The organism is Microbacterium sp. 05T445 (assembly GCF_056395865.1).
This window is the reverse complement of the sequence record NZ_JBFTKJ010000002.1, coordinates 39,936-55,118: the sequence shown is the minus strand read 5'-3', so window position 1 is coordinate 55,118 and position 15,183 is coordinate 39,936. Positions and strand designations below refer to the sequence as shown.

At 71.4% G+C, this 15,183-nt stretch carries 12 protein-coding genes; 5 read left to right on the top strand and 7 right to left on the bottom strand.

Going from position 1 to position 15,183, the window contains the following annotated elements; translation table 11 throughout:
- Window positions 1–43: 43 nt before the first annotated feature.
- Window positions 44–1,348, bottom strand: a complete 1,305-nt coding sequence (locus AC1DDU_RS09795) for a xylulokinase (RefSeq protein WP_477433581.1) — start codon at window positions 1,346–1,348, stop codon at window positions 44–46.
- 117 nt (window positions 1,349–1,465) lie between these two features.
- Window positions 1,466–2,656, bottom strand: coding sequence for a xylose isomerase (gene xylA, locus AC1DDU_RS09790; protein WP_477433579.1), 1,191 nt, complete (start codon window positions 2,654–2,656; stop codon window positions 1,466–1,468).
- 102 nt (window positions 2,657–2,758) lie between these two features.
- On the opposite strand from xylA, the gene AC1DDU_RS09785 reads away from it, so the two are divergent.
- Complete coding sequence (locus tag AC1DDU_RS09785; protein WP_477433577.1) at window positions 2,759–3,922, top strand: ROK family protein; 1,164 nt, start codon at window positions 2,759–2,761, stop codon at window positions 3,920–3,922.
- A 15-nt stretch (window positions 3,923–3,937) separates the two neighbouring features.
- On the opposite strand, the gene AC1DDU_RS09780 is transcribed toward AC1DDU_RS09785, so the two are convergent.
- Entirely contained in the window at window positions 3,938–4,933 is a 996-nt protein-coding gene (locus tag AC1DDU_RS09780; protein ID WP_477433576.1) for a LacI family DNA-binding transcriptional regulator, read from the bottom strand.
- Between the two features lie 172 nt (window positions 4,934–5,105).
- On the opposite strand from AC1DDU_RS09780, the gene AC1DDU_RS09775 reads away from it, so the two are divergent.
- From AC1DDU_RS09775 to AC1DDU_RS09760, 4 genes are read left to right on the top strand one after another with little or no spacing between them, the layout of a single operon-like run.
- Window positions 5,106–6,395, top strand: a complete 1,290-nt coding sequence (locus tag AC1DDU_RS09775; protein WP_477433574.1) for an ABC transporter substrate-binding protein — start codon at window positions 5,106–5,108, stop codon at window positions 6,393–6,395.
- 12 nt (window positions 6,396–6,407) lie between these two features.
- Window positions 6,408–7,433 (top strand): carbohydrate ABC transporter permease, encoded by a 1,026-nt coding sequence (locus AC1DDU_RS09770; protein ID WP_477433572.1) that lies wholly within the window; start codon window positions 6,408–6,410, stop codon window positions 7,431–7,433.
- 47 nt (window positions 7,434–7,480) lie between these two features.
- The gene (locus AC1DDU_RS09765) at window positions 7,481–8,296 is read left to right on the top strand and encodes a carbohydrate ABC transporter permease (protein WP_477436787.1); all 816 of its coding nucleotides are present in this window, start codon (window positions 7,481–7,483) and stop codon (window positions 8,294–8,296) included.
- Complete coding sequence (locus AC1DDU_RS09760) at window positions 8,293–10,590, top strand: beta-xylosidase/alpha-l-arabinosidase (RefSeq protein ID WP_477433570.1); 2,298 nt, start codon at window positions 8,293–8,295, stop codon at window positions 10,588–10,590. The genes AC1DDU_RS09765 and AC1DDU_RS09760 overlap by 4 nt, the downstream gene beginning before the upstream one ends.
- Before the next feature lie 69 nt (window positions 10,591–10,659).
- Here the strand turns inward: AC1DDU_RS09760 and AC1DDU_RS09755 are convergent, their stop codons facing one another.
- From AC1DDU_RS09755 to AC1DDU_RS09740, 4 genes are read right to left on the bottom strand one after another with little or no spacing between them, the layout of a single operon-like run.
- Window positions 10,660–12,165 (bottom strand): alpha-N-arabinofuranosidase, encoded by a 1,506-nt coding sequence (locus AC1DDU_RS09755; protein ID WP_477433568.1) that lies wholly within the window; start codon window positions 12,163–12,165, stop codon window positions 10,660–10,662.
- On the bottom strand, window positions 12,162–13,241 hold the full coding sequence (locus AC1DDU_RS09750; RefSeq protein WP_477433566.1) for a Gfo/Idh/MocA family protein: 1,080 nt from the start codon (window positions 13,239–13,241) through the stop codon (window positions 12,162–12,164). The genes AC1DDU_RS09755 and AC1DDU_RS09750 overlap by 4 nt, the downstream gene beginning before the upstream one ends.
- Window positions 13,238–13,930, bottom strand: coding sequence for a ThuA domain-containing protein (locus AC1DDU_RS09745; RefSeq protein WP_477433564.1), 693 nt, complete (start codon window positions 13,928–13,930; stop codon window positions 13,238–13,240). The genes AC1DDU_RS09750 and AC1DDU_RS09745 overlap by 4 nt, the downstream gene beginning before the upstream one ends.
- Complete coding sequence (locus AC1DDU_RS09740) at window positions 13,927–15,138, bottom strand: Gfo/Idh/MocA family protein (protein WP_477433562.1); 1,212 nt, start codon at window positions 15,136–15,138, stop codon at window positions 13,927–13,929. Before AC1DDU_RS09740 ends, AC1DDU_RS09745 begins: the two co-directional genes overlap by 4 nt.
- Window positions 15,139–15,183: the final 45 nt, after the last annotated feature.

Here is a 15,183-nt window from a genome sequence, read left to right as displayed (position 1 = left end):
GATGCCGCCCCGCCCGATACATCGCCGAGTCCCGGCAGTCGCCTCAGGACGCGAGGATCTGGGCCGCCTGGCGTGCGGCGCCGACCGCCACGTACTCCCCCGGCTCGGGCACCTCCACCGGCAGCCCGAGCACCAGCGGCGCGATCTCGCGCACCGCCGCGGACTGCGCGCCGCCGCCGATGAGCAGCGCACGATCCAGCGGCACGCCCAGACCGCGCAGCGCCTCGAGTCCCGCCGCCAGGCCCGAGAGCATGCCCTCGACGGCGGCGCGCGCGAGGTTCTCGCGCGTGGACGAGGCGAGCGTCATGCCCGTCAGCGAGGCCGTCGCGTCGGGCAGGTTGGGGGTGCGCTCGCCCTCGAAGTAGGGCACCAGCGTGAGGCCCGCCGCCCCCGGCTGTGCGGCCAGCGCGAGCCGCGAGAGCTCCGCATGGTCCACGCCCAGCACGCGCGCGATCGCGTCGAGCACGCGCGCCGCGTTGAGCGTGGCCACCAGCGGCAGGAACCGTCCGGTGCAGTCCGCGAACCCGGCCACCGTGCCGGTGGGGTCGATCGTGCGCTCCGCGCTGACCGCGAACACGGTGCCGCTCGTGCCGATCGACACGACCACGTCTCCGGGACCGGCGCCGAGCCCGAGGGCCGCGCCCGCGTTGTCGCCGGCGCCGCCGCCGACGCGGCGGCCGGCGGCATCCGTCACCCACTCGTCCGGCCCGAGCACGCGCGGCAGCACCGCGTCATGGCCGAGCGCGGCGATGAGCAGCTCCCGGTCGTAGCCCCCGGTGGCGGGATCCCAATAGCCGGTGCCCGAGGCGTCCGACCGGTCGGTGACGAGCTCGTCGAGCACGGGACCGCGGGAAGAGACGTCTTCGGGTCCGAACCCGCGCAGCCGCCACGTGAGCCAGTCGTGCGGCAGCGCGATGGCCGCGACGCGTGCCGCGTTGCCCGGTTCGGCGTCGCGCAGCCACCGGAGCTTGGTGATCGTGAAGGATGCCACGGGCACCAGGCCCGTCCGTCGGGCGAGCTCATCGGCGCCGAACTCGGCGGTGAGGTCGGCCGCGGCCTGCGCCGAGCGGGTGTCGTTCCACAGCAGCGCGTCACGGACCACACGGCCGTCGGCATCGAGCGCGACCATGCCGTGCTGCTGCCCGCCGATCGCCCATGCCTGGACGTCGTCGATGCCGCCGGCATCCGCGATCGCGGCCTGCAGCGCCGTCCACCACGCCTCCGGATCGACGGCCGTCCCCTCGGGGTGCGGAGCGCGCCCCTGGCGGACCACGGCGCCGGTCGCGGCATCCGCGATCACGACCTTGCACGACTGCGTCGACGAGTCGACCCCCATGACGAGCGCCATGCGCCCTCCTCCACTTCGAGTGCTGTTCATCGCGGGTCCCGCGAGTGCCAGGACACGCCGGGAAGGTGCGATCCCTTCCCGGCGTGTCCCGGCGAGTCGATTCCTGCCGGCCGCGCGTCAGCCGCGGGCGCCGAGCAGGTGCTCGGTGGCCAGCTGCTGCAGGCGCACGAAGCCGAAGCCCTTGCCGCCGAGGTATGCGTCGGTGTCGAAGTCCTCGTAGGCGGAGCGGTCGGCGAGGAGGTCGTCGTACGACTCGCCCGGGTTCAGCGTCGGGGTCGAGAGCTCGTCGACCTTGGCGGCCGCGAGCGCCTCCTGCACCTCGGGGTCGGCGCGGAAGGCCGCGGCGCGCTCCTTGAGCAGCAGGTAGGTGCGCATGTTCGCGGCGGCCGAGTCCCAGACGCCGGCCTCGTCCTCGGTGCGGCTCGGCTTGTAGTCGAAGTGGCGCGGGCCGTCGTAGGCCGGCACGCCGCCGGGGCCGCCGTTCTCGAGGAGGTCGACGAGGGCGAACGCGTTGTGCAGGTCGCCGTGGCCGAACACCAGGTCCTGGTCGTACTTGATGCCGCGCTGACCGTTGAGGTCGATGTGGAAGAGCTTGCCGTGGTACAGCGCCTGCGCGATGCCGGCGGCGAAGTTCAGGCCCGCCATCTGCTCGTGGCCGACCTCGGGGTTGAGGCCGACGAGCTCGGGGCGCTCGAGCGAGTCGATGAACGCGATCGCGTGGCCGAGCGTCGGCAGCAGGATGTCGCCGCGGGGCTCGTTGGGCTTCGGCTCGATCGCGAAGCGGATGTCGTAGCCCTTGTCGGTGACGTAGTCGCCGAGGAGGTTCACGGCCTCGCGGTAGCGCTCGAGAGCGGCGCGGATGTCTTTTGCCGAGTCGTACTCGGCGCCCTCGCGGCCGCCCCACATGACGAACGTCTTGGCGCCGAGCTCTGCGCCGAGGTCGAGCTGGCGGAAGACCTTGCGCAGCGCGAACCGGCGCACGTCGCGGTCGTTGGAGGTGAAGCCGCCGTCCTTGAAGACGGGGGCCGAGAAGAGGTTGGTGGTGACCATCGGCACGATGAGGCCGGTGTCGGCGAGCGCGCCCTTGAGGCGGTCGATCTGCGTCTGGCGCTCGGCATCGGTCGACCCGAAGGCGAACAGGTCGTCATCGTGGAACGTGAGGCCGTAGGCGCCGAGCTCGGCGAGCTTCTCGACGGCGTGCACGACGTCGAGGTGGTTGCGGGTGGGCCCACCGAACGGGTCGGTGCCGTTGTAGCCGATGGTCCAGAGGCCGAACGAGAACTTGTCGGCGCGGGTGGGGGTGGGCATGACGCTCCTTCGCGAGAATTGTTGCTGCCGACAACGTATACCAGAACGGATGCCGCGTCCAGCCCGCACCGAGCCGCTCCCGGGTCCCTCTACAGTGAGGGTATGAACGAGCCCGTGGGCAGCCGCCAAGCGAACCTGTCCCGGATCCTGCGACTCGTCCACCTCGACGGCCCGGTCTCGCGCGCGACGCTGACGGGCGCCACCGGGCTGAACCGCTCGACCATCGCCGATCTCGTCGGCGACCTGGTGACGCTCGGCGTGGTCGAGGAACGCGCGCCGGATCCCAGCCGGCGCGTCGGCCGGCCGTCGCCGCTGGTGAGCGCCCACCCCCGCGTCGTGGCGATCGCGGTCAACCCCGAGATCGACGCGCTCACGCTCGCCGTCGTCGGGCTCGACCGCACCGTGCGGCTGCGCGAGCGCATCGAGATGACCGGCCTCATCGGCCCCGAGCGCACCGCCGAGCTCATCGGCGAGCGCGTCGCGGCGTGGCGCGCCGACGAGCTCGCCGACGCGGCGATCGCCGGGATCGGCATCGCGGTGCCGGGTCTGGTGCGCGCGTCGGACGGCCTGGTGCGCGACGCCCCCCACCTGCGATGGACCGACACCGCGCTGCGCGAACTCGTCGAGGCCGCGACGGGTCTGCCGACCGCCGTCGGCAACGACGCGGCGCTGGGCGTCGTCGCCGAGCACCTGTTCGGCGCCGCGCGCGGCTGCGACGACGTGGTCTACCTCAACGGCGGCGCCAGCGGCATCGGCGGCGGCCTCATCGTGCAGGGGATGCCGGTCGGCGGCGCCTCCGGCTACTCCGGCGAGTTCGGCCAGAATCGCCCGGGCATCGCGTCCACCGACGACCGGCGGGCCGACGACGGCGTCCTCGAGGACGAGGTGAGTCGCGCACGCCTGCTCGGGATCCTCGGACGGGACAACGTCGACGAGCCCGCCCTCGCCCTCATGCTGCGCACGACCGACACCGCCGAGGTCCGCGCCGAGATCGCCCGGCAGCGCCGCATCCTCGCGACCGCTCTGGCGAACGCGGTCAACGTGCTCAACCCCTCCGTCGTGGTCCTCGGCGGATTCCTCGCGATGCTCGCGGCCGACGACCTCGAAGGGCTGACCGAGGCGGTCGCCGCGCAGACCATGCACGCCAACGGCGAGGACTTCGAGATCCGGCCGGCGGCGCTCGCGGAGGATCGGCTGCTCATCGGCGCCGCCGAGGCGGCTTTCGGAGAGCTGCTGAGAGACCCGTCGGGCGCAGCGCTGGGCTGAACCCGCGCGTCGCGGTCACGCCGGCGGGGCCGTCGTCTCCCGCGGGACGAGCCGGGTCGGCAGCGTGATGTGCGTCGCCGCGGGCTTGTCGCCCTGCATGAGCGTGAGGAGGAGCCCGGCCGCCTCTGCGCCGAGCTTCTGCATGGGCTGGCGCACGGTCGACAGTGCCGGGGTCGCCTTGGCCGCCTCCGGCACATCGTCGAACCCGATCACCGACAGCTCGCGCGGCACGTCCAGCCCCAGCTCGTCCGCGACCCGGACGATCTCCAGCGCCGAGATGTCGTTGGCCGCGAAGATGGCGGTGGGCCGATCGGGGCGCCGGAGCATCTCGAGGGCCGCCACCCGCACGGCATCCTGCCGGTAGCTGCCCGACCCCACCAGACCCGGATCGACGGGGATGCCGGCGTCGGTCAGCGCGCGCCGGTACCCGGCGTCGCGGGCGATCGAGGATCGCAGGTCGCGCCGGCCCGCGATGAAGCCGATGCGGGAGTGACCGAGATCGATGAGGTGCCTCGTCGCCAGCAGCGCGCCGCCGTAGCTGTCGCACTCCACCGTCGGCAGATCGGCCGGCCCGGTGTGCGGGTCGATCGCGACGACCGGGACCTCGGCGCCGACGTTCACCACCGTCGGGGTCACCATGATCGCGCCGTCGATGAGCGTGCCGCTGAGCCGTGACAGCGAACGCCGCTCCCACCCCTCGGCCGCACCGTGAGAGCCGGAGTAGGCGAGCAGGTCGTAGCGGGTGTCGCGCAGCGCCTGGCCGACGCCCTTGAGGATCTCGGCGCTGAACGGCTCGAAATCCGCGACCAGCACGCCGATGACCCCCGTGGTGCGGGAGCGCATGCTGCTCGCGATCAGGCTCGATTCGTACCCGAGCTCAGCGACGACCGCGAGCACGCGATCGACGGTCTCGCTCGCGACGCCGTACCGGCCGTTGACCGCTTTCGACACGGTCGCGACCGACACGCCGGCGGCGGCGGCCACATCCGTGATCGTGGGGCGACGGCTCATGTTTCGAAAGCATAACGGCCTCGAAACCGTTATTGAAAACGTTTGACAACAGATTTGTTGCGAACACAGACTTTTACCGCTCGGTCTGCACGCCGAGCAGTACGCGACCCGATCGCGTCGACCACCAGCACCTCGAAGCCGAGGTGCCCCTCGAAGAAGAGACGGGAATCACATGATGGGCAAGAGAATCCTCGCGGGTTCGGCTGCACTGGTCATCGGCGCGCTCGCGCTCGCCGGCTGCAGTGCCGGCGGCTCCGACGAGAGCAGCGACGGAAACGTCGAGATGACGCTGTGGCAGAACTCGACGACGGGCCCGGGCCAGCAGTTCTGGAAGGACGCCATCACCGCGTTCGAGAAGGACAACCCGGGCGTCACGATCAAGATGCAGTCCATCCAGAACGAGGACATGGACGGCAAGCTCCAGACCTCGCTCAACGCCGGCGACCCGCCGGACATCTTCCTCCAGCGCGGCGGCGGCAAGATGGCCGCCATGGTGCAGGCGGGCCAGCTCATGGACCTCACCGGCAAGATCGAGGGCGAGGCGAAGGAGAACATCTCCGAGGGCTCGTTCAAGGCCGAGACCTACCAGGACAAGGTGTGGGCCATGCCGCTGTCGGTGCTTCCCGGCGGCATCTTCTACAGCCAGGACCTCTACAACGCCGCCGGCGTGACCGAGACGCCCACCACGATCGATGAGCTCGTCGCCGCCAATGACAAGCTGAAGGCGACCGGCGTGGCTCCGCTCGCCCTCGGCGCGAAGGACGCCTGGCCGGCCGCGCACTGGTTCTATTGGTTCGCGCTGCGCGAGTGCGCGCCCAAGACGATGGAGGAGACGGGCGACTCGAAGGACTTCAGCGACCCCTGCTGGCTCAAGGCCGCGCAGGACCTCGAGGACTTCGCCGCGACCGAGCCGTTCAACGACGGCTTCCTCACGACGTCCGCCCAGCAGGGCGCGGGCAGCTCGGCCGGTCTCGTGGCCAACCACAAGGCGGGCGGCGAGCTCATGGGCGCCTGGGACCCGGGTGTGATCGCATCGCTCACCCCCGACCAGAAGCCGCTGGCCGACCTGGCGTGGTACCCGTTCCCCGAGGTATCGGGCGGCGAGGGCGAGCCCGGCTCCATCATGGGTGGCGTCGACGGATACTCGTGCTCGGCGCAGGCGCCGAAGGAGTGCGTGGACTTCCTCAACTTCATCGCATCCGACGCGCAGCAGACCGCCTACTACAAGGCGTTCAACTCGCCGCCTGTCAACTCGAAGGCGCAGGCAGGCGTTCAGGAGCCCTACCTCCAGCAGATCCTCGAGGCCTACAACAAGGCTCCGTACGTCTCGCAATGGCTCGACACGGTCCTCGGCCAGAACGTCGGCAACGCGCTGAACGTCGCCGTCGTCTCGATGCTCGCGGGCCAGAGCACGCCGCAGCAGATGATCGATGAGGCCAACAAGGCCGGCGCGAAGGGCTAAGGAGCACTTCCCATGAGATCAAGCGAGACACCGGAGACGGACGATCGCCCGGAGACGGATCTCGCGCAGCGCACCGGGGGCGGTGGCGTCACGCCGCCGCCCTCGGCATCGCCGCGCCGCCGACCCCGAGGAATCGGCTGGTCGGGCCGATTCGAGATCGCCCTGCTGGCAGGGCCGGCAATCATCGTCTTCGTCGGCTTCGTCATCTTCCCCGTGATCATGGCGGCGTACTACGGCTTCTTCAACTGGCACGGCTACGGCCCGGCGATCGACTTCGTCGGCCTCAAGAACTACGTCACGATCCTCACCGACCCCGACTTCCAGGAAGCGTTCGGGCACAACCTCTTCATCGTCGTGATGTCGATCGTCATCCAGCTGCCCGTGGCCCTGCTGCTGGCACTCCTTCTCAACCGCAAGATGCGGGGGCAGTCGCTCATCCGGGTGCTCATCTTCGTGCCGTACGTGATCGCCGAGGTCGTCGTCGGCACGGGCTTCAGCCTCCTGCTGGCGACCAACGGCGCTCTCAACGGCGTGCTCGACAACCTCGGCCTGTCGGGACTGACCCGGGACTGGCTCGCCGATCCGAGCATCGCGATCTGGACCCTGATGGGCATCCTGACCTGGAAGTACGTCGGCTTCGCCGTCATCCTCTTCCTGGCCGGCCTCCAGGGCATCCCCGACGAGCTCTACGAGGCGGCCGCCATCGACGGCGCCAGCTACTGGCAGATCCAGCGGCGCATCACGATCCCGCTGCTCGGCCCGACGCTGCGCATCTGGGCGTTCCTGTCGATCATCGGCGCACTCCAGCTGTTCGACCTGGTCTACATCATCTGGGGTCAGTACGTGGCGCCGGTGGCCGGCACCTCGACGATGGCGACCTACATGGTGTCCAACGGCCGCAACGCGGGCAACTTCGGGTACGGCAACGCCGTCGCCGTCGTCATCTTCCTCATCTCCCTCATCGCCGCCCTGATCTACCAGCGCTTCGTGCTGCGCCGCGACACCGCGGGCGCACTCACCGAAAGGACCACCCGATGACCGCCGCCATGGCGACCATTGAGCTGCCGCCGCCCCGACGTCAGCGCATGCGGGCGGCCACGCCCGCCGTGTGGTTCGTCGCCCTCGTTGTCGTCGCCCTCATGCTGGGGCCCGTCCTCTACATCATCCTCGGCGGATTCCGCACGAACTCTCAGATCACGACGGACCCCGGGGGCCTCCCGAACCCGTGGGTGTGGACTAACTATCTCGACGTGCTGACGGGCGGCGTCTTCTGGCAGCTCGTGCTCAACTCCACCATCGTCGGCGTCGCCACCACCGTGGGCGTCATCGCGCTCGGCCTCATGGCGAGCTACGTGCTCGCCCGCTACCGGTTCCGCGGCCAGGGCGCACTGTATGCGCTCTTCGCGGCGGGGCTCATGTTCCCGATCGTCGTCGCCGTCACGCCGCTGTACATCGTGGTGCGCGACCTCGGGCTCATCAACTCGCTCGGGGGCGTCATCCTGCCGCAGATCGCGTTCGGGCTGCCGACCACGATCATCATCCTCGTGCCGTTCCTGCGTGCGATCCCCGACGAGATCGAGGAGGCCGCCTTCATCGACGGATGCAGCCGCCTCGGATTCTTCTGGCGCATGGTGCTTCCGCTCGCTGTCCCGGGAGTCATCACGGTCGGCATCCTGGCCTTCATCGGAAGCTGGAACAGCTACCTGCTGCCCCTGTTCCTGCTGAACGACAACGCGAACTTCACGCTGCCGCTCGGTGTGCAGGCCTTCTCGTCGCAATACTCCGTCGACACGGCGAAGGTGCTCGCCTTCACGTCGCTGTCGATGATCCCCGCGCTGGCGTTCTTCAGCCTGTTCGAGCGACGCATCGTCGGCGGGCTGACGGGGGCGGTCAAGGGATGAGCGGCGTGGACATGCCCGCCGTCTCGGAGCGGGTGCGGTCGCTGCACGCGCAGATGACGCTGGACGAGAAGCTCGCGCAGCTCGTGGGCTACTGGGTCGACCAGGGCGACGAGGTCGTCGCGCCGATGGCGGGCGAGATGGTCTCCTCGACCGCGTACGAGGACGCCACCGCGCACGGGATCGGCCACCTCACCCGCGTCTACGGCACGCGACCGGTCGACCCCGTCGAGCGGGCCGAGTGGCTGTGGAGCGAACAGCGGCGGCTGCGCGAGCGGTCCCGCCTCGGCATCCCTGCCATCGTGCACGAGGAGTGCCTCACGGGCCTCGCCGCCTGGAAGGCCGCGACGTTCCCGACGCCGCTCGCCTGGGGCGCCGCCTTCGACCCCGAGCTGACCGAGCAGATCGGCGCGGCGATCGGCCGCTCCATGGCGACGCTCGGGATCCATCAGGGCCTCGCCCCGGTGCTCGACGTCGTGACGGACGCCCGCTGGGGTCGTGTCGACGAGTGCATCTCGGAGGACCCGTACGTGGTCGGCACGATCGGCACCGCCTACGTGCGCGGGCTGCAATCCGCCGGAGTCCACGCCACGCTGAAGCACTTCGCGGGGTACTCCGCTTCGCAGGCAGGGCGCAATCACGCGCCGGTGCACATGGGCCGGCGGCGCCTGCAGGACGTCATCCTGCCGCCGTTCGAGATGGCCGTGCGCGACGGCGGGGTGCGGTCGGTCATGAACTCGTACGCCGAGATCGACGGCGTGCCGGTCGCGTCCAACCCCGAGCTGCTCACCGCGCTGCTGCGCGACGAGTGGGGATTCGACGGGACCGTCGTCGCCGACTACTTCTCGGTCGCGTTCCTGCACGCCCTGCACGGCGTGGCGGCCGATCTCGGCGAGGCTGCGCTGCTGGCGCTGCGGGCGGGGATCGACATCGAGCTGCCCACGGGGGATGCCTTCGTCTCGCCGCTGCGCGAACGCCTGGCGTCGGATCCCCAGGGGCTGGCCGATGTGGATCGCGCCGTGCTCCGGGTGCTGTCGCAGAAGGAGGAGCTGGGCCTGCTCGACGAGGACTTCTCCTCCGCTCCGACAGCGGTGGAGCTCGACGGTCCCGAGCTGCGAGAGCTCGCCCGCCGGTCGGCCGAGGAGTCGGTCGTGCTCCTGCGCAACGACGGGATGCTGCCCCTCGCCGCGCCCCGCACGGTCGCGCTGATCGGGCCGAACGCGGATGCCGCCGAGTCGCTCATGGGCTGCTACTCGTTCGCGAACCACGTCCTCGCGCACCACCCCGGAACCCCGCTGGGGTTCGAGATCCCGACCGTCGCAGAGGCGCTGCGGGCGCAGCTGCCGGACGCGTCGATCGTGCTCGAGCGCGGGTGCGACGTCGAGGACCCCGATCCCGCCGGCATCGAGGCGGCCGCCGCCGCCGCGACGCACGCGGACGTGGCGATCGTCGTGGTCGGCGACCGGGCTGGGCTGTTCGGCCGTGGCACGGTCGGCGAGGGCAACGACGTCGACGATCTCGAGCTGCCCGGCCTGCAGCGCCGCCTCGTCGAGGCGGTCGTGGCGACCGACACCCCCACGGTCGTCGTGGTGATCTCGGGTCGCCCGTACGCGATCGGATGGATGCTGGAGGGCCCCGCCGCCGCCGGCGCGGTGCTGCAGGCGTTCTTCCCGGGCGAGGAAGGCGGCCCCGCGATCGCGCGGATCCTCTCCGGTGCGACCGAGCCCTCGGGGAGGCTCCCCGTCTCCCTGCCGCGGTCCGCAGGCGCTCAGCCGTACACGTACCTGCACCCCGTGCTCGGCGGCCCGACGGAGATCACCAGCGCCGACAACACCCCGGCGCTGCCGTTCGGCCACGGGCTGAGCTACACCACGTTCACGCGCGAGCAGCTCGATGCGTCGGACGCGCCCACCGACGGAACGATCGTCGCGAGCGTGCGGGTGTCCAACACCGGCGCGCGGGTCGGCACCGATGTCGTGCAGCTCTACGCCCGCGATGTCGTCGGCTCCGTGACCCGCCCCGTCGCGCAGCTGCTCGCCTACCAGCGGGTGACGCTGGAGCCCGGCGGCTCGGCGACGGTGACCTTCACCGTGCCGGCGTCGCGGCTGGCCTTCTCGGGACGCGACGAGCGCCGCATCGTCGAGCCCGGCGCGGTCGAGCTGTGGGTGGGTCCGTCGTGCGCGCAGCGCGACACCGAGACGCTCATCCGCCTCACCGGCCCGGTCCACGCGCTCACCCCGGACTCCGCGCGGGTCGCGACGGCCGAGGTCTCCCTCCTGGTCGCCGAACACCGCTGACGTCGCGCATCGCCGACGACGAGGCCCCGGGTGCGTTGCGCACCCGGGGCCTCGTCGTCATACCCGCTCCTACGCGAGGTCGAGCTCCACGGTCGCGAAGGCGTGCGGGGGCAGCGACACCGCGAGCACCCCGGCGTCCAGCGACGTCTCGAGCGGAGCCGGAGCGACGGCATCCGGGGTCTGGGGAGTGTTGTGGGCGGCGGCATCCGTCCCTGTCAGCACGCGGGCCCGGCGCACCGAGGCCCCGCGCCCGCGCAGGTCGATGCGCACCTCGAGCGGCTCGTCGAGCGACAGGTTCGACAGCGACACCAGCGCCGAGCCCTCGGTCGTCGACGCCGACACCGACAGGCCGGGCACGTCGCCCGCCGCGGTCGGCGCCGACAGCACGTGCGCGGCGAGCGCGGTGGCGTCGTGGTGGCCGCGGTTCATCTCGAACACGTGGTACGTCGGGGTGAGCACCATCGCGCCGTCGTCGTCGGTGAGGATCATCGCCTGCAGCACGTTGAGCGTCTGCGCGATGTTCGCCATCTTCAGGCGCCCGGCGTGGCGGTGGAACGCGTCGAAGTGCACGGCCGCCACCAGCGCGTCGCGCACGGTGTTCTGCTGGAACAGGAACCCCGGGTTCGTGCCCGGCTCGACGTTCCACCACGTGCCCCATTCATCGAGGACGAGGCCGATCGTGCGGTCGGGATCGTACGAGTCCATGACGGCCTCGTGCCGGCGGATCACGCGCTCGACGTCGAGCGCCTTGCGCATCGTACCGTAGAACTCCTCGGGCGTGAACGAGGTGGCCGATTCGGTGTCGATGCCCGATCCGGCGTGCGAGTAGTAGTGGAACGACACGCCCTGGAACACCGGCGTCGGGTTCGAGCCGCAGGTGAGGCATCCGAGGGATTCCATCAGCGCCCGCGTCCAGGTGATGTCGTCGTCGGACGCCCCGGCGGCGATGCGGTACAGCTCGTTGCCGCCGTGGTTGCGGCAGTAGGTGCCGTAGCGGCGCGCCTCGAGCGCGTACTGCTCGGCGGTCATGTTGCCGCCGCAGCCCCACGCCTCGTTGCCGATGCCCCAGAACGGCACCTTCCAGGGCTCGTCGCGGCCGTTCTCGCGCCGCAGGCGCGCCATCGGGCTGTCGCCGTCGCGGGTGAGGTACTCGACCCACTCGCTCATCTCGCGCACCGTGCCGCTGCCGACGTTGCCGTTGACGTACGCATCGGCGCCGAGCAGCTCGCACAGGTCCATGAACTCGTGCGTGCCGAAGTGGTTGTTCTCCACGACGTCGCCCCAGTGCGTGTTCACCATCTGCGGGCGCTCATCGCGCGGGCCGACGCCGTCGCGCCAGTGGTACTCGTCGGCGAAGCAGCCGCCCGGCCAGCGGAGGTTCGGGATGCCGAGGGCGCGCAGGGCGGCGACGACGTCGGAGCGGATGCCGCGCACGTTCGGGATGTCCGACTCCTCGCCGACCCAGAACCCGCCGTAGATGCAGCGGCCGAGGTGCTCGGCGAAGTGGCCGTAGAGGTGGCGGCTGATGACGTCTCCGGGGACGTCGAGGTCGATGACGGCGCGGGCCGTGGTCACAGGCTTCTCCAGTTCGCTGCGGGGGTGAGGGGGACCAGCGCCGGCCGCTCGACGGTCGTGCGCAGCGGTTCCCGCACGCCTGAGGCTGCCGAGACCGCCAGCGCGGTCATGATCTCGAGCACGTGAAGCGCCATCGCGCCATCGGCGCGAGCGGGACCCGCGATGAAGTCGAGCAGCCCGATACCGCGGCCGGCATCGACGTAGCCGGCGGACGCCGCGAGCGTCTCCCAGGAGCCGCCGCGGCGGTGCAGCCGCACGTCGCCGGCGAACGCGTTGGGGTCGGGCACGAGGAGCGATCCGTCGACGCCGTGCACCTCGATGGGCGCCGCAGTGGATCGGACGCCGTCGAAGCTCATCGTGACGGTCGAGATCGCCCCCGACGCGTGGTGCAGGATGCCGGTGAGGTGCGTGTCGACCTCGACGGGGATGGGCTCCCCCGCGCGGGGCCCCGAGGCGATCACGCGCTCGTCGCGAGAGCGCGAGCCGGCGCCGGAGACCGCGGTGACCGGCCCGAGCAGCTGCACGAGCGATGTGACGTAGTACGGGCCCATGTCCAGCAGCGGCCCGCCGCCCTCGCGATAGTAGAAGTCGGGGTGCGGATGCCACGACTCGTGGCCGGCGGAGACCCACGTCGCCGCCGCCGACACCGGCCGGCCGATGCGGCCGTCGTCGATCGCGGCCCGGGCGGTCTGCACGCCGGTGCCCAGCACCGTGTCGGGCGCACCGCCGAGCCGCACGCCCGCGGCGGCCGCGGCATCCGTCACCCGTACGGCGTCGGCGAGGATCGCCGCGAGCGGCTTCTCGCCGTAGACGTCCTTGCCGTGCGCGATCGCGGCGAGCGCGACCTCGGCGTGCGCGGCGGGGATCGTGAGGTTGAGGACGGTGCGGATGCCGGGATCCGCGAGCAGCTCGCCCGTGGTGAGCGCGCGGCATCCGGGGATCGCCGCGGCCGCACCCTCGGCACGCGCGAGGTCGAGGTCGGCGACGGCCGCGACGCGCACGCTCGCCGCGCTCAGCAGCGTGTCGAGATACTGGCGCGAGATGACGCCGAGTCCGACGATCCCGATGTCGGTCACCGCGCGGCCCACAGCATCCCCCGTTCGATGATCGTGCGGACGTTCGCGTCCTGCAGCACGTCGAGGCTGTGCCCCGGCGTGGAGACGAACACCCGGCCCTGGCCCCAGTCGCGGGTCCACACCGCCGGCGAGACGATCGGCCGGTGCCACGGGTGGTACGGCTGCACGGGGTGCGTCGTGGTCGCGAGCACGTCGATGAGGTCGTCGTGGAGCACCCAGTACTGCTCCGTCGTGAGGCCGAAGTCGTCGATCCCTGCGGTGATCTGATGCCGTCGGCCGAGGTCGGTGATCTCGACCGTGTAGTCGAGGTAGTTGTCGGTCTGGTCGCCGTGCACCTCGTCGGGGTGCTTCGACGGATGGGTCGCGAACTGGCCGCCCACCAGCTGCAGGTAGTCCGAGCTCGCGCGGAACGAGTCGGCGATGCCGCCGTGCCAGCCGGCGAGCCCGGTGCCGGCGGCGACGGCGTCGCGCAGCCCCTTCACCGCCTCGCGCGAGGCCTGCGACATCGTGACGGACTGCACCACGAGGTCGGTGGTCGCCATGCGGTCCGCGTCGGCGTACACCTCGGGATCGTCTTCGACGGTCACGTCGAAGCCGCTCTCCCGGAGGAACGGCAGGAACAGCTCGGTCGCCGCGACCGGGTGATGGCCGTCCCAGCCGCCGCGGACGACGAGGGCGGTGCGGGTCATGCGGAGGTCCTTTCGTCGTGGTCGCCGCCGGCGACGGGGGTGAGGATGCTGTCGTGCACGGCGCTCTGCTCGACGGCGGCGAGCACGCGCTGCACCCGGGTCGCATCGGCGAAGCTCGGCGACGCGGGGATCTCGCCGGCGACGGCGCGCGCGAAGTCGACGGCCTGGTGCACGAAGAGGTGCTCGTACCCGAGCCCGTGGCCCGCGGGCCACCACGCACCGGCGTACGGGTGGTGCGCTTCGGTCACCTGCACGCGCCGGAATCCCTGCGCGGCGTCCGCCGCGGCGTCGTACACCTCGAGCTCGTTCATGCGCTCGAAGTCGAACGCGATCGCGCCCCGGTCGCCGTTGATCTCGATGCGGTTGGCGTTGCGCCGGCCGCTCGCCATGCGCGTCGCCTCGAAGACGCCGAGGGCGCCGCCGTCGAAGCGGGCGGTGAACGCGGCGGCGTCGTCGACCGTGACCGGGAGCCGGTCCGACGTGTCGGCGGCGACACCGCCGAGCCCTTCGACGGCCGAGCGTCGCGGCCGCGAGGTCACGAACGTGCGGAGGGTGGCGGAGACCGCGGTGATGTCCTGGCCGGTGAGCCACTGCGCCGTGTCGATGCTGTGCGCGCCGATGTCTCCCAGTGCGCCGGAGCCGGCGAGGTCGCGGTCCACGCGCCAGGTGTGGGGCGAGTCCGGGTCGCTCAGCCAGTCCTGCAGGTACTGCGCGCGCACATGCCGGACCTCCCCCACGCGCCCTTCCGCGATGAGCTCGCGCGCCAGGGCCAGCGCGGGGGTGCGGCGATAGCTGAAGCCGCACATCGCGACCGCGCCGGAGCGAGCGGATGCCGCGGCCGCGGCATCCGTCATCTCCTGCGCCTGCGCGACGGTGTTCGCGAGGGGCTTCTCGCACAGCACGTGCTTGCCGGCGGCCAGCGCCGCCAGTGCGATCTCGGCATGGCTGTCGCCGGGCGTGCAGATGTCGATCACGTCGATGTCGTCGCGCTCGACGGCCTCGCGCCAGTGGACCGAGTGCTCCGGCCAGCCTCCGCGCGCCGCCGCCTCGGCCGTGGCATCGGCACGGCGGCCGACGAGCAGCAGCGGCTCCGGCGCCAGCGGCAGGTCGAAGAAGCGCGGGGCCGTGCGCCAGGCGTGGGTGTGCATGCGACCCATGAAGCCGGTGCCGATCATGGCGATCCGCAGCGGCGATGTCGTCGTCGTCATCGTGTTGAGTGACCTTTCCAGCCACCGACGATGCCACCACGGGGT